Origin of the sequence: Bacillus sp. ISL-41, assembly GCF_018613235.1 — a bacterium.
In the GTDB taxonomy this organism is placed as follows: domain Bacteria; phylum Bacillota; class Bacilli; order Bacillales; family Cytobacillaceae; genus Mesobacillus.
The window spans coordinates 1-18,595 of sequence record NZ_JAGGQP010000007.1 but is presented as its reverse complement, the minus strand read 5'-3'; the positions used below and the strand labels follow the sequence as shown (position 1 = coordinate 18,595).

21 protein-coding genes are annotated in these 18,595 nt (G+C 42.4%); 7 read left to right on the top strand and 14 right to left on the bottom strand.

Annotated elements, in window-relative coordinates:
* Position 1: 1 nt before the first annotated feature.
* From J7I80_RS02665 to cyoE, 4 genes are all read right to left on the bottom strand, one after another.
* On the bottom strand, positions 2 to 631 hold the full coding sequence (locus J7I80_RS02665; RefSeq protein WP_214735877.1) for a cytochrome (ubi)quinol oxidase subunit III: 630 nt from the start codon (positions 629 to 631) through the stop codon (positions 2 to 4).
* Positions 631 to 2,502: a cytochrome c oxidase subunit I gene (gene ctaD, locus J7I80_RS02660; RefSeq protein ID WP_214735876.1), complete on the bottom strand. Its 1,872-nt coding sequence runs from the start codon at positions 2,500 to 2,502 to the stop codon at positions 631 to 633. The genes J7I80_RS02665 and ctaD overlap by 1 nt, the downstream gene beginning before the upstream one ends.
* Before the next feature lie 31 nt (positions 2,503 to 2,533).
* Positions 2,534 to 3,607 (bottom strand): cytochrome c oxidase subunit II, encoded by a 1,074-nt coding sequence (gene coxB, locus J7I80_RS02655; RefSeq protein ID WP_214735875.1) that lies wholly within the window; start codon positions 3,605 to 3,607, stop codon positions 2,534 to 2,536.
* 102 nt (positions 3,608 to 3,709) lie between these two features.
* The gene (gene cyoE / locus J7I80_RS02650; RefSeq protein ID WP_214735874.1) at positions 3,710 to 4,636 is read right to left on the bottom strand and encodes a heme o synthase; all 927 of its coding nucleotides are present in this window, start codon (positions 4,634 to 4,636) and stop codon (positions 3,710 to 3,712) included.
* A 616-nt stretch (positions 4,637 to 5,252) separates the two neighbouring features.
* Here cyoE and J7I80_RS02645 point away from each other — a divergent pair.
* The gene (locus J7I80_RS02645; protein ID WP_214735873.1) at positions 5,253 to 6,209 is read left to right on the top strand and encodes a COX15/CtaA family protein; all 957 of its coding nucleotides are present in this window, start codon (positions 5,253 to 5,255) and stop codon (positions 6,207 to 6,209) included.
* Positions 6,210 to 6,250: 41 nt separating this feature from the next.
* On the opposite strand, the gene J7I80_RS02640 is transcribed toward J7I80_RS02645, so the two are convergent.
* Both J7I80_RS02640 and J7I80_RS02635 read right to left on the bottom strand, forming a co-directional pair.
* A complete protein-coding gene (locus J7I80_RS02640) occupies positions 6,251 to 7,450 on the bottom strand; it encodes an FtsW/RodA/SpoVE family cell cycle protein (protein WP_214735872.1) in 1,200 nt (399 codons plus the stop codon).
* A gap of 232 nt (positions 7,451 to 7,682) precedes the next feature.
* Complete coding sequence (locus J7I80_RS02635; RefSeq protein ID WP_214735871.1) at positions 7,683 to 7,964, bottom strand: Fpa/YlaN family protein; 282 nt, start codon at positions 7,962 to 7,964, stop codon at positions 7,683 to 7,685.
* Positions 7,965 to 8,153: 189 nt separating this feature from the next.
* Between J7I80_RS02635 and J7I80_RS02630 the strand changes: the two genes are divergently transcribed.
* Positions 8,154 to 8,654 carry a peptidyl-prolyl cis-trans isomerase gene (locus tag J7I80_RS02630; protein ID WP_214735870.1) on the top strand — a complete coding sequence of 167 codons (501 nt, stop codon included), beginning with the start codon at positions 8,154 to 8,156 and terminating at the stop codon, positions 8,652 to 8,654.
* Between the two features lie 78 nt (positions 8,655 to 8,732).
* Here J7I80_RS02630 and J7I80_RS02625 read toward each other — a convergent pair whose 3' ends face one another.
* A complete protein-coding gene (locus J7I80_RS02625) occupies positions 8,733 to 10,073 on the bottom strand; it encodes a PhoH family protein (protein ID WP_214735869.1) in 1,341 nt (446 codons plus the stop codon).
* Positions 10,074 to 10,393: 320 nt separating this feature from the next.
* Here J7I80_RS02625 and J7I80_RS02620 point away from each other — a divergent pair, with 320 nt between their 5' ends.
* Positions 10,394 to 10,978: a YhcN/YlaJ family sporulation lipoprotein gene (locus J7I80_RS02620; RefSeq protein WP_214735964.1), complete on the top strand. Its 585-nt coding sequence runs from the start codon at positions 10,394 to 10,396 to the stop codon at positions 10,976 to 10,978.
* Between the two features lie 18 nt (positions 10,979 to 10,996).
* Here J7I80_RS02620 and J7I80_RS02615 read toward each other — a convergent pair whose 3' ends face one another.
* Positions 10,997 to 11,452 carry a pyridoxamine 5'-phosphate oxidase family protein gene (locus tag J7I80_RS02615; RefSeq protein WP_214735868.1) on the bottom strand — a complete coding sequence of 152 codons (456 nt, stop codon included), beginning with the start codon at positions 11,450 to 11,452 and terminating at the stop codon, positions 10,997 to 10,999.
* Between the two features lie 156 nt (positions 11,453 to 11,608).
* Here J7I80_RS02615 and J7I80_RS02610 point away from each other — a divergent pair, with 156 nt between their 5' ends.
* Positions 11,609 to 11,809, top strand: a complete 201-nt coding sequence (locus J7I80_RS02610) for a YlaI family protein (RefSeq protein WP_214735867.1) — start codon at positions 11,609 to 11,611, stop codon at positions 11,807 to 11,809.
* 725 nt (positions 11,810 to 12,534) lie between these two features.
* Here the strand turns inward: J7I80_RS02610 and J7I80_RS02605 are convergent.
* Genes J7I80_RS02605 through typA form a run of 3 tightly spaced genes read right to left on the bottom strand, consistent with a single transcriptional unit; the run spans position 12,535 to position 15,009 of the window.
* On the bottom strand, positions 12,535 to 12,828 hold the full coding sequence (locus J7I80_RS02605; protein ID WP_214735866.1) for a hypothetical protein: 294 nt from the start codon (positions 12,826 to 12,828) through the stop codon (positions 12,535 to 12,537).
* Between the two features lie 11 nt (positions 12,829 to 12,839).
* Positions 12,840 to 13,154, bottom strand: coding sequence for a YlaH-like family protein (locus J7I80_RS02600; protein WP_214735865.1), 315 nt, complete (start codon positions 13,152 to 13,154; stop codon positions 12,840 to 12,842).
* Positions 13,155 to 13,173: 19 nt separating this feature from the next.
* Complete coding sequence (gene typA, locus J7I80_RS02595) at positions 13,174 to 15,009, bottom strand: translational GTPase TypA (protein ID WP_214735864.1); 1,836 nt, start codon at positions 15,007 to 15,009, stop codon at positions 13,174 to 13,176.
* Positions 15,010 to 15,163: 154 nt separating this feature from the next.
* Here typA and J7I80_RS02590 point away from each other — a divergent pair, with 154 nt between their 5' ends.
* Positions 15,164 to 15,349 carry a YlaF family protein gene (locus J7I80_RS02590; RefSeq protein WP_214735863.1) on the top strand — a complete coding sequence of 62 codons (186 nt, stop codon included), beginning with the start codon at positions 15,164 to 15,166 and terminating at the stop codon, positions 15,347 to 15,349.
* A 47-nt stretch (positions 15,350 to 15,396) separates the two neighbouring features.
* Here the strand turns inward: J7I80_RS02590 and J7I80_RS02585 are convergent, their stop codons facing one another.
* The 3 genes from J7I80_RS02585 to J7I80_RS02575 form a co-directional block, all read right to left on the bottom strand.
* Positions 15,397 to 15,738: a GNAT family N-acetyltransferase gene (locus J7I80_RS02585; RefSeq protein ID WP_483297682.1), complete on the bottom strand. Its 342-nt coding sequence runs from the start codon at positions 15,736 to 15,738 to the stop codon at positions 15,397 to 15,399.
* A 113-nt stretch (positions 15,739 to 15,851) separates the two neighbouring features.
* Positions 15,852 to 16,655 (bottom strand): inositol monophosphatase family protein, encoded by an 804-nt coding sequence (locus J7I80_RS02580; RefSeq protein WP_214735861.1) that lies wholly within the window; start codon positions 16,653 to 16,655, stop codon positions 15,852 to 15,854.
* Between the two features lie 431 nt (positions 16,656 to 17,086).
* Complete coding sequence (locus J7I80_RS02575) at positions 17,087 to 17,281, bottom strand: hypothetical protein (RefSeq protein ID WP_192470210.1); 195 nt, start codon at positions 17,279 to 17,281, stop codon at positions 17,087 to 17,089.
* 168 nt (positions 17,282 to 17,449) lie between these two features.
* Between J7I80_RS02575 and J7I80_RS02570 the strand changes: the two genes are divergently transcribed.
* Entirely contained in the window at positions 17,450 to 18,070 is a 621-nt protein-coding gene (locus J7I80_RS02570) for a YktB family protein (protein WP_214735860.1), read from the top strand.
* Positions 18,071 to 18,335: 265 nt separating this feature from the next.
* On the top strand, positions 18,336 to 18,515 hold the full coding sequence (locus J7I80_RS02565) for a hypothetical protein (RefSeq protein ID WP_214735859.1): 180 nt from the start codon (positions 18,336 to 18,338) through the stop codon (positions 18,513 to 18,515).
* The last annotated feature ends 80 nt before the right edge of the window (positions 18,516 to 18,595 follow it).

The following is an 18,595-nucleotide window of genomic DNA, read 5'->3' as shown; positions in this document are numbered from 1 at the left end:
TTTATCCCACCATTCCCATTAGATATACAACCGTGAAGATGAATACCCATACAACGTCGATGAAGTGCCAGTAAAGGCTGGCAACATAGAACTTAGGAGCGTTGTACAGATTCAATCCACGCTTGGAGTTACGGACCATCAAGGTAATGATCCAAGCAAGACCGAATGCAACGTGACCACCGTGGAAGCCAACTAGTGTGTAGAAGGCTGACCCGAATGCACTGCTAGTGAAAGTGTGGCCAAACTCGTGTACATAATGATTGAACTCGTAAATCTCAAGCGCAAGGAAAGCCGCGCCTAGAGCTACAGTCAAACCCAACCAAAGCTGCATCTTCTTAAAATTGAAATTCTTCATGTGGTACATAGCATATACACTTGTCAAAGAACTTGTTAAAAGAAGCATTGTCGCCGCAAAAGCCAGCGGTATTTCAAAGATATCCTTGGCAAGTGCATGATCAGCACTTGGGACCTTATCTTTCAGTGCAAGATAGGTTGCGAACAGCGTCGCAAACAATACTGTCTCTCCGCCAAGGAAGAACCAGAAGCCCAAAAACTTGTTCTTTGCTTCGAGGGTTGCTTTTTCAGGCTCCGCAGGCCATGTTTCATAAGTGAATTTTTCTTCAGCTTGCATTATGCCTTTGCCCCCTTATCATTATCATCGTCCATTAAGTCTTCTTTATGAATATGGAATCCATGATCATCTTTAATAGAGCGTACGAACATGGCTCCTAAAGTAACAGCCATACCGAGGATCAATACTAACAGTCCCCAGCTTGTTTCAGCACGGTACATTGCACCGAATGCTGCGATGAAAAGACCAAGTGAAATAACGAAAGGAATGAAAGAATTGTTTGGCATATGGATATCGCCTAGCGGTTCTGCAGGCGTCATGCCATTCTTGCCTTCCATTTTCTCAAGCCAGTAAGCATCTAGTCCGCGTACAAGCGGCAGCTGCTTGAAGTTGTAGAATGGCGGTGGAGATGCAATCGCCCACTCTAGTGTGCGGCCGTCACCCCATGGGTCATTCCCAACTTTTTCGTTTTTAACTTGTGTCATGATGACGTTAATTAATAGAACGATTGTTGCAATAGCCATGAAGATGGCTCCAATTGAACTGATTAAGTTTCCAGTTTCCAGTCCCTGTCCAGGCAGGAAAGTGAAGATACGGCGTGGCATCCCCATCAATCCAAGGAAGTGCTGGATGAAGAACGTCAGGTGGAAACCAATCAGGAATAACCAGAAAGTGACCTTACCCAATGTTTCGTTCAGCATTGTACCGAACATTTTTGGCCAGTACAGGTGTGCACCTGCAAATAGTGCGAATACTACTCCACCAACGATAACGTAATGGAAGTGAGCGACAACGAAATAGCTGTCATGGTACTGATAGTCAGCTGCAGCTGATGCCAGCATGACACCAGTTACACCACCGGCAACGAATGAAGGAATGAAGGCTACTGCCCAAAGCATCGGAGTTGTGAACTTGATGCTTCCACCCCACATTGTGAACATCCAGTTAAAGATCTTGATACCGGTTGGAACGGCAATCGCCATTGTCGCTACCGCGAAAATCGCGTTTGCAATCGGTCCAAGACCAGTTGTGAACATATGGTGAGCCCATACCATGAATCCAAGGAAACCGATCAATACAGTTGCGAATACCATGGATGAGTAACCGAAAAGACGTTTTCTAGAGAAGATAGCAAAAATCTCTGAGAAAATACCGAAAGCCGGTAAAATTAAGATATAAACTTCAGGGTGACCAAAAATCCAGAAAAGGTGTTCCCAGATGATTGTGTTACCGCCATTTGTTACATCAAAGAAATTAGAGCCAAACATACGGTCAAAAATCATTAAGAAAAGACCAACAGTCAGTGGAGGGAATGCAAACAGGATAAGAGCTGATGTTACAAATGTTGCCCAAGTGAACATCGGCATTCTCATATAAGTCATTCCCGGGGCACGCATGTTAATAATCGTTACGAGGAAGTTAATCCCCCCGATTAGTGTACCCGCACCCGAAATCTGCAATCCCAGTGCATAAAAATCGATACCATGTGTTTCAGACGCTATTGCAAGCGAAGCGTAAGAAGTCCAACCGGCATCAGGAGCTCCACCAAGGAACCAAGAAAGGTTAAGGAATACTCCACCAAAGAAGAATAACCAAAATCCTAAAGAGTTCAAGAATGGAAAAGCTACGTCACGCGCACCAATTTGGAGTGGCATGACAGCATTCATAAAAGCAAACACAAGCGGCATCGCTGCAAGGAATATCATAGTAGTTCCATGCATCGTCAGGATTTCATTATAGAAACCTGCGCTTACAAAATCATTGTTAGGTACAGCTAGCTGGATACGGATGAATAACGCTTCAAGTCCGCCAAGGATGAAGAAGAATCCGCCAGCGATTAGATAAAGGATCGCGATTTTTTTATGGTCAACCGTTGTCAGGTAGTCCCATAACGTTGCGCCAAATCCTTTTTTCTGAGCATAGGTACTCACAGTTTTACCTCCCTTTCAAACAAATCCCCTTTTATTTCTGGACTTTCAAGCCCATCAGATATTCTGTTAATGCATCAAGTTCTTCAGATGAAAGCTCAGGATACTTGCCAGTCATTTTGTTTGCTGGCTTGTATGCTTCTGGGTCTTCCAGCCACTTCTTGATATTTTCTTCTGACATATCCATAACACCTGCAACGCGTGAACGGTCACCGAAGTTTGTCAAGTTAGGACCAACACGAGCTGCTTCTGGTGCCGTGTTTGCCGGAGTAACGGCGTGGCATCCGATACAGCTGTTATTGAAGATTTCCTGTCCTTGCTGAGCAGTTGCAGTTTCAGCCTTAGCAGGTTCTTTAACTCCTTGCATACCTGCTACCCACTGATCGAACTCATCACGTGGCAAAGCTTTTACTTTGAAATCCATCAATGCGTGAGAAGGTCCGCAAAGCTCAGCACATTTTCCGTAGAAAAGTCCGCCAGCTTCATCGGCTCCTTTACTGTCAAACTCAAGCCAGAACTTATTGATGTTATCCGTATTTGTATCCATCTTTCCGCCAACGGAAGGGATCCAGAAAGAGTGTTTTACATCAGAGGCCTTAAGATTAAAGTAAACCTTTTCATCAGTTGGGACTACTAAATCCTGGCTTGTGATGATTTCTTCATTTGGATACTCAAATTCCCACCAGTAAAGATTTGCGCGTACGTTAACTACGAGCGCATCAGTCTTTCCTTCAGCGTTTTTCTTTTCCATAGGAGAAACATCTGCAAGCTTGAATGTTGCAGCCACTGTAGGAACAGCAAGAATAAGAAGCAATAAGATCGGAATAACGGTCCATAGGATTTCCAGCTTGTGGCTTCCTTCAACCTGCTTTGGAATTTCATTGTCATTCTTCCTGCGGAATTTCATAATTACATAGATAAAAATGATTGTGACGACAGCAATTACTCCCACCATAATCGCCGTGCTCAACAACATAAGTTCATACTGGGACTGAGCAACTTCACCTGCCGGTCTTAATGTAGACAAGTATGGCTCACCGCAGCCGGACAAGACTAATGCCATCATTGTGAACAGTGACAGCAGACGCCATTTAGCAAGCATCTTCATAGCTTAATTAAACCCCTCTTTCGTAAAAAATCTTATAAATTTTGTTGTGAAAAATATATGGAAAAATCCTCTCTAAACAAAGAGTGAATCTCCTAACGAAGGTTATATAAGTGTGACAATTACCATAGCGACAAACATGACAGTTAAGTATTGTAAAGAATATACAAACATCAGTTTTGCCCATTTCATATCATCTTTAAGCTTTTCAAGGTAGATTCCCAAAACAAGCCATCCAATATTCAGGATTGTTGCCAGAATCATGAATGATATGCCAAGTTCCTGAAGGAAGAAAGGCAGTGGCAATAAAGCGGCAATCCACATATAAATCGACTTTTTCGTCGCTTTGAAACCCTTTACGACAGGCAGCATCGGAATACCAGCTGCACGGTATTCCTCTACTCTTCTCATTGCAAGAGCGTAGAAGTGAGGCGGCTGCCAAACAAACACAATGGCAAAAAGCATCCATGCCATTATATCCAGATTAGCATCCACTGCCGCCCAGCCGATAAGCGGAGGTACTGCTCCAGATATGCTGCCGACAATTGTATTTGAAACATATTGTCGTTTTGACCACAATGTATATAGAACAACATAACTAAAAACTCCAAAAAGACCGATCACAGCAGCCGTGACAGTAGTCGTAAGCAAAAGTGCGGTGCCAATCCCAATCAAAAGGAAGCTCATCAACGCCACTTTTCCAGGCTGGACTCTTCCTGTGACGGTCGGCCTGTCTTTCGTCCGCTCCATTAAATGGTCTATATCCCGGTCGATGTAGTTATTAAGGCTGCATGAACCAGCGACGATCAGCGAAGAACCGATCAAGGTCGCAAGAATCAAATCAATATTATCCAGGAACCGTGCTCCGCTAAAATGAAGAGCTAGCCATAAACCAGTAAAAGTGGTCATGGCATTGGAATTCACAATCCCTACTTTAATGAGCGCAAGAAAGTCTTTCATCATTGTCTTCTCCACGACTGCAGGCTGTCCGTTCTCTAATACAGCTTCTGATAAAGCTTTTGAATTAGACATCCATATCCTCCTTCATCCCTTTTCCTTTAAAATTCCAGAGACGAAATTTTTACAAAAAAAAGAAGAGTATTTGTACTTTATATTCCGGATAGTTTTCACTATTCTCAACGTGTTAAGGCTGTTAAATGTTTGTGTAGAAAAATAAAGCCTACGTTGTATATTAAATCACACTTCACAACTTTTTTGTGAATTTTTTTTGAACAAAATTTGACTAATTTGTGTCTTACCGCCATTATCCATAAACTTCATTTTTATTGCAAGGAATTTTAACTTGTTCTTAATAGATTGTTTGAAGAGCTTCTTTTTTTGAATATACATATTCTTGGATAATATTTTCATGTTTGTAAAAATGCTGGTATGTAATTCCATAATATATAGCACCTTGTTATTGCCAAATGCATTTTACCGATAAAACCGTTTGTTGTCCATCTATAATAGTAAGTATTGAAATATTAACTATTATTGTGTAGTATCTTAAGTATTGTTTTCTATCCTTTTTCGTCAAAATTCGTTATTATAGGGGTAGAATTTTTTCTTTTCTACAAGCTTCTTCTATTATACATGTCAAGTTTATTATTTGACAACTTATCGAACTATGAATAAGCAGGTGATGATCATGAATCGTTCCCTTAAGTGGCTGGCTGTTTTAACCACCATTGGGATGCTTTTTGTTTTGCTCGGAGGAGCTTTGGTTACCAAAACTGAATCCGGAATGGGGTGCGGCAAATCCTGGCCTCTTTGTAACGGGGAATTCGTTCCTACTGATATAACTCCGGAATTGGTAATTGAACTTGCCCACAGATTAGTGTCGGGCAGCGTAGGCATTATGGTGCTTATTTTGTCCATTTGGACTTGGAAGGCTATCGGGCACATACGCGAAACGAAGTTTTTAGCTGTTTTATCTTTTTTCTTCCTTGTTCTTCAGGCATTGATCGGTGCAGCTGCTGTAGTATGGGGCCAATCTGATTTTGTCCTGGCACTGCACTTCGGCATTTCGCTCATTTCTTTTGCCGCTGTCCTTTTATTGACCATGCTTATTTTTGAAGTCGATCAAAAGTTTCAGGCTGAAAAGCTGGTAATCGATAAAAGGATGAGGTTCCATATAATCGGACTAGCTGTTTACAGCTATATCGTCGTTTATACAGGAGCGCTGGTCAGACATATGAATGCAAGCCTTGTATGCAAGGACTGGCCATTGTGTACGAATGGCGGATCCTTCCTCCCTACCAACATTTACGAATGGGTACAGATGGGGCACAGAGCTGCTGCAGGATTCATTTTCATTTGGATTGCATATGTCACCTACATTGCCGTCAAACATTACAAACATGAAAGAGTTCTGTACTGGGGATGGATCATTTCCATGATCCTTGTGTCACTTCAGGTTATTGCCGGCGCTTTGATTATCTACACAAGGCTGAACTTGTACATCGCCCTGGGACACGCTTTCTTCATCTCTGTTCTGTTCGGAGTATTCAGCTACTTTATCCTATTAGTTTCCAGGAGCAAGAAGAATGCCGCCAGAGTGAAAAACCCTAAACCCGTTGAACTTTCTCCGGCAACGGTAAAATAAAAAGCTGCAGCGTATGCTGCAGCTTTTTATTTTCTCAAGGACTAAGACCTGAACCTATACGAATTTTGGTTTACTGCAACTTTTGCAGGTTTAGGCTGAGCTGTCTTGTCCTTTTTGTACTTCTCTTCATATTTAACAAACATCGAAACATTCACCAAAATACCCATCGCTATTGCGAGCTGCAGCAAGGAAGAACCTCCATAGCTCACAAATGGCAGCGGCACTCCTGTCAGCGGTATGACACCGGAAGCTCCCCCAAGATTAACGAATGACTGAATCCCAATCATACTGGCAATCCCAATTGCCAACAAACTGCCAAAGGGATCCTTGCACTTAAGCCCGATATGAATCCCTTTCAGAACGATGAAGGCCAGGCTCAACAGCACAAAGCCTACACCGAAAATCCCCAACTCCTCCGATATAACTGCAATGATGAAATCGGTGTGTGCTTCAGGCAAATACCCAAGCTTTTGATTACTTTCTCCCAATCCAAGTCCTGTCAGTCCGCCGGAACCAATTGCATAATAGGCATTAGCCAGCTGATATCCGGATTTTTGTTCATCATTGAAAGGGTTGCTATATGAGGTAAGACGCTCCAATCGCCGCTCCGAAAATACTTCATCTTTTAGTATTAGCGAAACAGGCACCAATAATATCACTACAATCATTACCAGCTTCAGGATATTTTTAAAATTCATGCCTGAAGACATAATGATCGATGCTGCAATCAGCATGATAATGCCTGCTGTACCGAAGTCAGGCTGAACAGCGATAAGGAAAAACACCATGACCAGAAATAGCAAAGGCGGGAGTACACCTCTATTGAATTCATTTATATATGATTGTTTATTTGCATACACAGCTGATAGATAGATAATGACACTTAATTTAGCAAGCTCCGATGGCTGGATGCTCCTGGCTCCAACTTCTATCCAGCTAAGGGCATTACCCGCTACTTTACCTACCACGAACAGGATGAGTAAGCCTGATAGAGTTACGATCACCATAGGAAGTAAGATCCTGGTGCTTCTCATTGCTTTGTAGGGAAATAAGGCCGCTAAAATAAATACAAACAGAGCTGTTACCAAATTGAATTTTTGTTTGTCATAAAAGAAATCACTGTCTACTCCATGCCAGGTGACCATGCTGGCACTATAAACCATCACAAGGCCGAACAAGCTCAAGAGCGCTACAACAATGATCAATGAATAGTCATAGGATTTCAGTATTTTTTTAAACATCGTCTCTTCCCCATCTTCTAAGTTGTTTAATCTATTCTACTATAAGTTGAAATATCCTGCCTTTGTTAAAGGAAAAGTTATGGAATTCTTAATATATTGTCATCGAAATGTAATGCAGTTTACGAGAAGCCGCCTAAACTGGAAAAACTTAAAACTTATGTAAGTGACATCCGCAAAAGTCTTCACAAAAAAACTCAAACAATCGTTTAGGACTGTTTGAGTTTTTAGGATTTTATTTTTTTAACGAAGCTTCATGCAATATGGAAAGCTCTTGTTCCAATTGGTCGAGAATTTCTTTCCCATCTGATTCTTCGATTAAGCCGAGCCTTACTGCAAAATCTATCTCTCTCGATAATCCAAACATTTGCGTATCTAAAACCTCTTCATAAAGAGGGCATTGAGGCATTGTCAGGTTATCCATTTGCACTTTGATCAGCTTTAAAATTTTATCAGCGTCAGCCTTTAATAAGGCATGGGCTTTTTCCTGATGGTTGATTATCATATCAGACGCCAACTTGATCCCCCCGTTTCCGAGCGATTACCCAATCCTATCTTTAAATTTTACCCTTAAGTGGACAAAAAAGCAAGAATATTAGGGATGCAGAATTTAATGGTTAGCCCGCTATAGAGGAGTTGAAATGACAACTTACAAAAATATCGTTATACTGAATAAATAATATATGTAAAAATGCAGGAGGAAATTATGGAAACAATCATCCCTATCGGAGGAAGAGTCAAATACAAAATCACTTTGGATCCGGGTGTCTGGATTTTCGACGACCGCAAAGTAGATTTGAATACATATTTCAATGAAGGCCAGAAAACCGATGATGCCCTTGAGGAGTATACGAAATCTGTCTCGAAGCATTGGGACCGTGAAATTATGGAGGGTGCCGTTTATCCGCCAACACTGAAAACAGAAGTTAAGTTCGAAAAGGAGAAAGTCCTGACAGGCACTTTCGGCATTCCCTTCAAGCCATTTCTTGTAAATGCTGAACCAGATCAAAATGCTTCTACTGTTGTAATCGAATACGGCGACAATGATCGGATAGCTCTTTCCCTCGAAGAAGCTTCTGGTATCATTCTCGGATTTTCCAAGGACGGCAAACCATTGAAGGAAGACGGACCACTGTATGTATATTACAAGGATGGCTCCAATAAAGATAGCCCCATCAAAAATGTTACCGGGTTCATAGTGGAATAAGCTATAGAGCACTGCCAACGGGCATCATATGGATGCCCGTTTTATAATGGCCTCTTCCCAAATATCAAGTACAGAATATCAATTCAACAGATCGGCTGCGAGCTGGGCAAGAGGTGATCTTTCTCCTTTAACGAGCCGGACGTGACCGGCAATCTGCTGGTCTTTGAATTTTTCCACCACATACGTCAGGCCATTATTATAAGCGTCCAGGTATGGATGGTCAATTTGGTCAGGGTCACCCATCAAGACGATTTTACTGCGTTCCCCAACCCTTGTCAGGATGGTCTTCACTTCATGCTTTGTCAGGTTTTGTGCTTCATCAATAATAATGAATTGATCAGGTATGCTCCTGCCCCTTATATACGTTAATGCTTCTACCTCGATTGAACCCATTCCTGCCAGTATGGCATCAAGCTCTCCAGGTTTTTTTGTATTGAAAAGGAATTCAAGATTATCATAAATAGGCTGCATCCATGGTCTGAGTTTTTCCTGTTTTTCACCTGGCAAGAACCCTAAATCCTTTCCTACTGGCACAATCGGCCTTGCTACAAGCAGTTTTTTAAATATGCCCAAGTCCTCGGTCTGCAGAAGGCCTGATGCCAATGCGAGCAAGGTTTTCCCTGTGCCTGCCCTCCCTGTCAAAGTGATCAGAGGCATGTCTTGCCGTAAAAGCAGTTCCATCGCCATGATCTGCTGAACATTTCTTGGCTTGATTCCCCATATGTGTTTGCCCTCATGTTCAAAAACAAGTTTTTTCACTTTTTTACCTTTTGTATCGACCATGCCTATTGCGGAAGCTGAACTGCCGAGAATATCCTTCATAATCACAAACTGATTTGGGTAAAAAAAGTTTTGCCCCTTTAAATCAGAGATATTCAGTTCTCCTCTTTCATAAAAGTGATTGAGCTCTTCTATTTCCAAATACACTTCTGCATAGCCCGAATACAGATGGTTAATTTCCACAACCCTGTCACTTAAAAAGTCTTCAGCGATCAGCCCGATGGCATCTGCTTTGACACGGACAAGCGCGTCCTTACTAACAAGGATTACCGGACGCCCATCTTCCTTCGTTTCCTCTTCAAGACTCAGGTTTTTAGCTACTGCCAGTATTCGATTGTCATTTGTTTTTTCAACGAAGATTTCCTGCAGTTGATGGAAAGATCGGTGGTTCAGCTCAATCCGAAGCGTTCCACCGCCCTCAAGGTTGATTTTTTCATGCAGCTTACCTGTTTCCCTCATGCCGTCTATAAGCCTTGAAACCTGGCGTGCGTTGCGCCCAATCTCATCCATATATCTTTTCTTTGAATCCACTTCCTCCAGAACTACAGCAGGTATGACAACTTCATTGTCTTGAAAAGAAAAAATCGCGTGCGGATCCTGTAGTAAGACGTTTGTATCCAGTACGTATATTTTACTCAAATTGATGCCTCCCGCCTTATTGATCTCGACTTTGGCCAACTTGGCAGCCTTGGCCGGGACTTTGGTAAAATATATGACTTTTTGAATAAAGATAGAAGATATTTTGCACAATAACCTTTGAGCATTTCTTTTTTACAGCTCCTGTTGGAAACTTTGTTGCCTGTTTATTCCCACTTCGAGGCAATATCCAGTAGGAAGGTTCAGGGAAAAAATACAAGAAAAATATAAGGGAATACTGGCTAGGAAACAGTCTTCCTCATTTTAATTCCTAGTTGTGTGATAAGGACTTTTTACGAATAAATAATCGGAGGGGTTCATTGATGATAAGATTGGTCGCTGCCATTACGTTTGTGCTGCTAATGACTGCGTGCAACGGACAGAACAACGCCAACAATGCTGACGAAGATCATAAGGTCAAGGTCCAGAATAGTGCAATAGAAGATGTTGACCGCCAATCAGGCCAGGAGATATCCCGCCATCTTGTGAGCTTAACCACTCACATCCCGAATGTGGATGATGCCGCTGCTGTGGTAGTCGGACGCTATGCGATAGTGGGAATCGACGTTAAGGATAAGATGGAGAGGTCAGAGGTAGATACTGTTAAATATACTGTGGCGGAAGCATTAAAGAAAGACCCGCACGGTGCCAGGGCAGTCGTTGTTGCGGACCCTGATATCACAGCGAGATTAAGGGAGATATCTGAGGATATACAAAACGGCCAGCCTATCCGGGGTATTATGAACGAGCTTTCTGACATAACCGGAAGAGTTATGCCTGAGGTTCCAGCCGATATGATTGAGCCGCAGACTAAAAGCCCGACTGAGGATCCCAAGAAGAAACTGGACGATGGTGAGAAAAAACAATTGGAAAAGGAACAGGAACAACAATCTAATTACCATAAATAAAAAAAGCTTAGTCATCGACTAAGCTTTTCTCATTGCATCCATTACCTGATTATCCAGGCGTGCCGCAGCGTCTTTATCATATGTCTTGTCGTATTGAGGTTCAGCGACGATTTTTGATCCATAGAACATAACGTCCCTTACTTCGGTGATTTTGATTTCGACTAACGCCAGCTTCAAAGGTACACCTTCAAGCTTTTCCTGCTTGACGCTTGCTGTCCCGCTGATTGAATATGTAGATTCATTTGCGATCAGGTTGATTACTGCTTTGTTATTGCTCTTGATATTCTCGATGATTCTAGAACGGTTATCCACTGCAAAATAAACCGTTTTCTCATCTTTTGCCAACACCCATGAAATCGCACTTACATTCGGGCCGCTGGTTTCATGGTCCACTGTTGCCAAGGTGACAAAACGCTCTTTTTGCATTTCATCAAACAATGGTTTGATTAGTTTAGGTTCCACTTGATTTGCCATATTCACCCTCCTTACACTATCATAATAGTACTACGAATTGTTTAGGCAGGGCAAATCAAATGATTTCCCCTGTTCAGTCTGGAAACAATGATATACTATAATATAATCCAATCTCAACCAGGCTATGTATGATAATTATTGATAAGAGGTGTAAGAATGAGAGTCAAATGTGTACTGTGCGACAAAATCGAGAATATTAACAGCGATACCCTTCAGGCGAAGCGGCTCAGGAACAGGCCGATCCATACATATATGTGTGAACCATGCAATGAACGAATTGCCGAAAAGACGAACAATCGAATCGCCACCGGGAATTTTAAGTTGTATCGTTCCCGGGTTAAAAAGGATGATTGGTGATTGTGATTCGCCTACTGGGTATCGTTTAGCGGGAAATCTGGGGCTGATTCAGACAGCTTTTGGGATTACACCTCAAACCTGTCTGAATACGGAGCTTTATTTTGACAGCTTTTGTGCTTTGCGCCTCAAACCTGTCTGAATCCGGAGCTTTTCTTGACAGCTTTGGGCTCTGCAGCCTGAAACCTGTCACAATAATCACGTTTTCTTGACAGCTTTGGGCTCTGCAGCCTGAAACCTGTCACAATAATCACGTTTTCTTGACAGCTTTGGGCTCTGCAGCCTGAAACCTGTCACAATTACCGCGTTTTCTTGACAAATTTGGGCTTTGCAGCCTGAAACCTGTCACAATAACCACGTTTTCTTGACAGCTTTGGGCTCTGCAGCCTGAAACCTGTCACAATAATCACGTTTTCTTGACAGCTTTGGGCTCTGCAGCCTGAAACCTGTCACAATAACCACGTTTTCTTGACAGCTTCGGGCTCTGCAGCCTGAAACCTGTCACAATAATCACGTTTTCTTGACAACTTTGGGCTCTGCAGCCTGAAACCTGTCACAATAATCACGTTTTCTTGACAACTTTGGGCTCTGCAGCCTGAAACCTGTCACAATAACCACTGCTTTCTCGCCTTCCGTCTAAGCCCTATCTGATCCAAGTATAATTTTCGCAAGTCAACTTACCATGAATCAAACAGCAAAAAATCCGCCCATTTCTGAGCGGATTTTTACTATTCTTCTTCTGGATAGTTAACGTATTTGTCTGGTTCCTGCCGGATCTGGTCAAGCATGACTTCGATCAGGTCGCGTGGGAAACGGTACTCTTTAGAGTTACCTTCCTGTACAACGGTGACATAATACATTAGTGCGTCTCGTTTTAATTCTTTTGATTCAACATTATGTTCATCGGCAAGAATTTGGTCGAATAATTGTGTTGTTTCTTGAGCAGCTGTATCTTCTGGCCGAGCGTCGCTGACGATTTTAATGGTCAGCCAATTATAAATTGCATCTTGGAGTGATTTCATTTCCCCAACTCCTATTTTACATTCGCTTCTGCTTTTTTATGCTGGCGGAGCCTGAGCTTGTAAATGATCAGAATAAGCGCAGCGACCACAAGTCCTTCCGCAATGGGAAGGAAAATAGCAAGGAAGGTTAGGACTGTAGAGCCAAGTAACAGAAATGCGTAGATGATGATACTCTTGAACAATGGCAGCTTCTGTGCAAATCCAAGTTTATAAACAAGGATGCTGAGAGCGGCAATTGTTAGGTAAAGCATCCACATACCAACCGTCGGATTTTCATCTACCCTGAATAATGCTGCAAAAAATGATAATCTCTGGCTTACATCCATACTTCTTCCCCCTACTTAATTAAGCTTCAGCAAATTTCTTCTTTTTAGCCTGTCTTTCGCGCTCATTCTTATCAAGAATCTTTTTGCGGAGTCTGATTGATTCTGGTGTTACTTCGCAATACTCGTCATCGTTCAAGTACTCTAATGATTCTTCTAGTGTCATGATTCTTGGCTTCTTGATGACAGAAGTCTGGTCTTTATTTGCAGAACGGATATTTGTTGCTGCCTTAACCTTAGTGATATTGACTGTGATGTCATTTTCACGAGTGTGTTCCCCGACAATCATGCCTTCATAAATTTCAGTACCTGGCTCAACGAAGATCGTTCCGCGGTCCTCTACCTGCATGATACCATAAGTAGATGACTTTCCGGATTCCATTGAGACGAGAACACCCTGGCGGCGTCCGCCTACCTGGCCCTGAAGCATTGGCTGATAGCTGTCGAATGTATGGTTAATGATACCATATCCTCGAGTCAAAGTTAAAAATTCTGTTGTGTATCCGATAAGTCCGCGTGCCGGCACGTTGAAGATCAATCGAACCTGGCCGCTTCCATTGTTGATCATATCAAGCATTTCACCTTTACGTGCACCGATTGATTCCATGATGGAACCAGTGTGTTCTTCAGGAACATCGATCTGAACGCGTTCAACCGGTTCACATCTCACTCCGTCAATTTCCCTGACGATTACTTCAGGCTTTGATACTTGAAGCTCATAACCTTCACGGCGCATGTTTTCGATTAGGATCGACAAGTGAAGTTCTCCACGTCCTGAAACGATCCATTCATCCGGTGAATCCGTGTTGTCTACTCTTAGACTAACATCCGTTTGCAGCTGTGCGCGAAGTCTTTCTTCAATCTTTCTCGCTGTCAGGTATTTACCTTCACGGCCTGCAAATGGGCTGTTATTGACAAGGAAAGTCATCTGTAATGTTGGCTCATCAATACGTAAAACCGGAAGTGCATCCTGCTGGTCGAATGGGCATACTGTTTCACCGACATTGATATCTTCCATGCCGGATAGAGCAATTAAGTCCCCTGCATGAGCTTCTTGTACTTCCTGGCGCTTCAATCCGAAGAAACCAAAAATCTTTGTTACACGGAATTGTTTTACTGAGCCGTCAAGCTTCATCAATGCTACCTGCTGGCCTACCTTCATCGTACCGCGGAAAACACGGCCAATACCAATTCTTCCCACATAGTCATTGTAGTCTAGAAGGGCAACTTGGAATTGAAGTGGCTCTTCACGGTTATCAACAGGAGCAGGGATATGGTCAATGATGGACTCGTACAATGCCTGCATGTTTTCATCCTGTTTTTCAGGGTCCATGCTTGCTGTTCCATTAATTGCAGATGCATAAACAACTGGGAACTCAAGCTGTTCCTCGTCTGCGCCAAGTTCGATGAACAAATCAAGGACTTCATCTACAACTTCAGCTGGACGAGCAAAATCACGGTCAATCTTGTTAACGACCACGATTGGTGTCAAACGCTGTTCAAGTGCCTTTTTCAATACAAAGCGTGTTTGCGGCATGCAGCCTTCATATGCATCGACAACAAGCAATACGCCGTCTACCATTTTCATGATACGTTCAACTTCGCCGCCAAAGTCAGCGTGTCCAGGAGTATCAAGAATGTTGATTCGAGTATCATTATAGGAAATAGCTGTATTTTTCGCGAGGATCGTAATTCCCCGTTCTCTTTCCAAGTCATTTGAATCCATTGCGCGCTCTTCGACATGCTCATTGATACGGAATGTACCTGATTGCTTCAGTAGCTGGTCGACCAATGTCGTTTTACCATGGTCAACGTGGGCAATGATCGCTATATTTCTAATATCTTCTCTTAATTTCAAAAAAGTCACCCTGCCTTTAATATCATAATTTATCTATTGGCTTTTTACACAACTTACATATTATAACACAATAAGAGTAGAAACCTAAAAGCATTTTATTGTACAATTAAATATATTATTATTTGCACCAAATGTCGAATGGGGGGAAATCACCTTGAAGCAGATAAAATGGCCATTATTATTTTTCGCATTTGCAGCCGCTTCATGCATGATTGGTATTGGAATCGCCATCGGTGAAAGGAGCATTGCCGGTACTCTGGCATGTATTATCACCCTTGTTTTCGTGATGGGATTCGGCTTTAAGAAGAAAAAGCAGATGAGAGAAGCAGGAGAACTTTAGAAATTTTTTCTTTCTTAACAGTAAGACCGGCTGGGGTTTCCAGCCGGTCATTCTAATGGGCGGACCATGATTAAAAAGGTTTCGCCCTTGTTTTCTTCCGTTTTGAATTGTTCAAAGCCGCAGTCTGTAAGGAAGTTGGACCATTCATATTCATCGATAGGAACAGCGGCAAAAACAGCTTTTTGACCGTTCACTTTAAATTCATCAGAGAGCTGGTTCATAATGGCTGAGACAATTCCCTGCCGTCTTTCCTCCGCTTTTACCAATATGGTGCCAAGCCACGGTTTTTGGTTGGATGGAGCGGATTCCAGATGAAAAGACATCGCCACAGGACTTCCTTCCTTTTCCCAGACCCTCCATTCACCTGAATAACGTTCATATTGTTCCATATACTCTTGTAAAGACAAGCCCTTCAACTCAATATTTCTCCATTTTGAACTCGTGGATATTAATTCCTGAAAAAACACAAAGTCCTTATATTTAAATGGCCGACAAGTTAAAATCACCATTTTCCATCCTTAAGGTAATTTTTAAGGATTTCCCTGTGGAGGCCTGGCTTCGATACAAACAAGGAACTCTGCTGGAGCAAATCCAGCTCTCCTCCTCTAAGATCCGTAGCTTCACCGCCAAGTTCCTTAATCATGATGATGCCGGCAGCAATGTCCCAAGGTGCAAGCCTTGGCGTCATATAAGCATCTATTCTCCCAGTAGCGACATACACCATTTCCATGGCCGCCGAACCATAGGAACGCGTTCCTCTTACGTCTTTTACCAGCGGTATGAGCATTTCGTGATCGATCCGTTTATTAGGGGCTACCCAGGTAGCGTTAAGAGCAATAATTGCTTCACTCACCTTTGAATCTGTAAGTTCCGGAATAGCTTTTTCGTTTAAATAAACGCCATTCCCTTTTACGCAATGATAGAGTTCATCGTGGACCACATCATAGATGAGTCCGATCATCCCTTCCCCATCAATATAAATGCCGATAGAAATCGCAAAATTGCGCTGCTGGTGAACAAAATTCATTGTCCCATCGATTGGGTCTATGATCCAGACGACTCCTGATAAAGATGTCACTTCGTCTCCGTACCCTTCTTCGCCCATGATGCGATGGTCAGGATAGGTCCCTTTGATCTTTTCGATAAAATATTGCTCTGTCCCTTTATCAATATCTGTAACCAAGTCATTCGGATTTGATTTTGAGGTTACATTTAATGTCTTCGGAAAAGAAGCCCTGATATTTTCACCGGCTTCCTTGATCCAGCTTTTTGCATATGTATCAATTTCTTTAAGATTATATTCCATTCAGCTTTCCCCCGTTCATATATTTTTACGATCAATCAAGCTTTAGGAATCTATTTAAGCTTATCGGATTTTGTTCAATGTCATCAAGTATTAGGATTACCCGCGGCAACTATATAACATGCAAAATTCCAGGATGTAAAATGACTATTTTTCGCTATGTGTTACTCCGACAAAGGTATTATGATTACCCTATAAATTCATTGCCGCAATAACGCCATCGATTCATCATTCGCCAGCAGTATTGTCTTCTGAGACTTTTAAATCGTTTATTTTATCATCGGTTCCTTCATTCGCTGCACTTTAAAGGGTCGTTATTACATAAGAAACGAACTCCATCAGCTTTCCAGGAGTTCGTCAAGAGTCTTGATCGTTGCAGTTTTCCATTGTTATCATCATACCTTACCTTCTTCTTCCGCAGAAAATTTTATCTCTTACAGAGCTTTTAATCGTAATAATTCTTGTCGAATTCTTTCGAGCTTCTGTTTGCATTCTTTCATTTTTGGTTTATCAGACTCTGACATCGCGTCAAAAAGGGTAGCTAATTCATAATCCATTTCCAAACGAAGTACAGCAGTTCTTTGGAGTTCGCCATTTCTTTTCCTAGTTGAGTTTATCAGTTGTTTCATTAATTTACACTCCTCTATTAATTTCTGATTTTTTATTTATTGTATGAAATTTCAGTTGGCAGTGGTACAAATTTGTGCGTATACCCAGGACTCGGAAAAATGCCTGTCGCTTCTTTTTTCATAAAGATTTTGCTACAATATTTGACAAAGTACTAGGAGGTTTTTATATTGTCATTTACAGGATTTGAACAAGCAGATTTCGATGTTTTCAAAATAGACGGCCTCGATGAACGAATGGAGGCTTTAAAATCCCAGATCCGCCCGAAACTGGAAGACCTCGGCCAACACTTCGCTCCAACGCTCTCAAGCATTGCAGGCGATGAGATGCATTACCATGTCGCTAAACATGCCAGGAGAACGAAGAATCCGCCTAAAGATACGTGGGTAGCGTTCGCCAGCAACTCAAGAGGCTATAAGATGCTCCCCCATCTCCAGATTGGATTATGGGAAACCCATGTGTTTATCTGGTTTGCTGTAATCTACGAAGCACCTGAGAAGGAAGCGATCGGTAAAAAACTCGAAGATAATATCGATTCCATCTACACCAGGACCCCTAAGGATTTCTATTGGTCAATCGACCATATGAAACCAGAAGCGACTCTTCACAGTGAGCTTTCCAAGGAAGAACTTCTTTCCATGTTCAAGCGCCTGCAAACCGTTAAAAAAGCTGAAATCCTATGCGGCCTGAACATCCCCCGCGAGGAAGCTGTCAAACTAAGCGGTGATGAAATGCTTTCTAAAATTGAGTTTGTATTTAAAGAAATATTACCCCTATATAAATTGGCATAAACCTTGAAATGCGTAGGCGACTGCCCATTTCCGACAAGCGCTGGAGGACCTGACCTTGAAGTCGTTCCTTGACTTCAGTGGCAGGGCCGAAATCGAAAAGTATAGCCGACTGTCCAGAAACATAGAAACTGAAGACTCCGACCAAGAAGCGCTTTTTGCTTCTGCCGACGGAGTTGAAGTTTCCGATGTTTCTAGGAGGCGACACTAGACAAATCGAAAAGTGGAGGCGACTGCCCAACTCCGACAAGCGCTGGAGGGCCTGACAGTGAAGTCGTTCTTTGACTTCATTGGCAGGACCGAAATCGAAAAGTATAGCCGACTGTCCAGAAACGCAGAAACTGGAGACTCCGACAAAGAAGCGCTTTTTGCTTCTGCCGGCGGAGTTGAAGTTTCGGAGTTTCTAGGAGGCAACACTAGACAAGCGTCTCGAGCTGCTCAAAGCTAACGCTTCTCGCAAGATACTCCCAGAAGCCTATTCGGGGATGAAAACTGGCTAGGCGCTGGAGCTGGCCAACTATCCAAATG

Bases quoted from the DNA above. Each gene is read 5' to 3' on its own strand.
- coxB (WP_214735875.1), bottom strand. From the start codon at position 3,607: ATGAAGATGCTTGCTAAATGGCGTCTGCTGTCACTGTTCACAATGATG.
- J7I80_RS02580 (WP_214735861.1), bottom strand. From the start codon at position 16,655: ATGGAATATAATCTTAAAGAAATTGATACATATGCAAAAAGCTGGATC.
- J7I80_RS02620 (WP_214735964.1), top strand. From the start codon at position 10,394: ATGATAAGATTGGTCGCTGCCATTACGTTTGTGCTGCTAATGACTGCG.
- J7I80_RS02640 (WP_214735872.1), bottom strand. From the start codon at position 7,450: ATGTTTAAAAAAATACTGAAATCCTATGACTATTCATTGATCATTGTT.
- cyoE (WP_214735874.1), bottom strand. From the start codon at position 4,636: ATGTCTAATTCAAAAGCTTTATCAGAAGCTGTATTAGAGAACGGACAG.
- J7I80_RS02645 (WP_214735873.1), top strand. From the start codon at position 5,253: ATGAATCGTTCCCTTAAGTGGCTGGCTGTTTTAACCACCATTGGGATG.
- J7I80_RS02600 (WP_214735865.1), bottom strand. From the start codon at position 13,154: ATGGATGTAAGCCAGAGATTATCATTTTTTGCAGCATTATTCAGGGTA.
- J7I80_RS02615 (WP_214735868.1), bottom strand. From the start codon at position 11,452: ATGGCAAATCAAGTGGAACCTAAACTAATCAAACCATTGTTTGATGAA.
- J7I80_RS02630 (WP_214735870.1), top strand. From the start codon at position 8,154: ATGGAAACAATCATCCCTATCGGAGGAAGAGTCAAATACAAAATCACT.
- J7I80_RS02610 (WP_214735867.1), top strand. From the start codon at position 11,609: ATGAGAGTCAAATGTGTACTGTGCGACAAAATCGAGAATATTAACAGC.
- J7I80_RS02665 (WP_214735877.1), bottom strand. From the start codon at position 631: ATGCAAGCTGAAGAAAAATTCACTTATGAAACATGGCCTGCGGAGCCT.
- J7I80_RS02585 (WP_483297682.1), bottom strand. From the start codon at position 15,738: ATGGAACAATATGAACGTTATTCAGGTGAATGGAGGGTCTGGGAAAAG.
- J7I80_RS02575 (WP_192470210.1), bottom strand. From the start codon at position 17,281: ATGAAACAACTGATAAACTCAACTAGGAAAAGAAATGGCGAACTCCAA.
- J7I80_RS02605 (WP_214735866.1), bottom strand. From the start codon at position 12,828: ATGAAATCACTCCAAGATGCAATTTATAATTGGCTGACCATTAAAATC.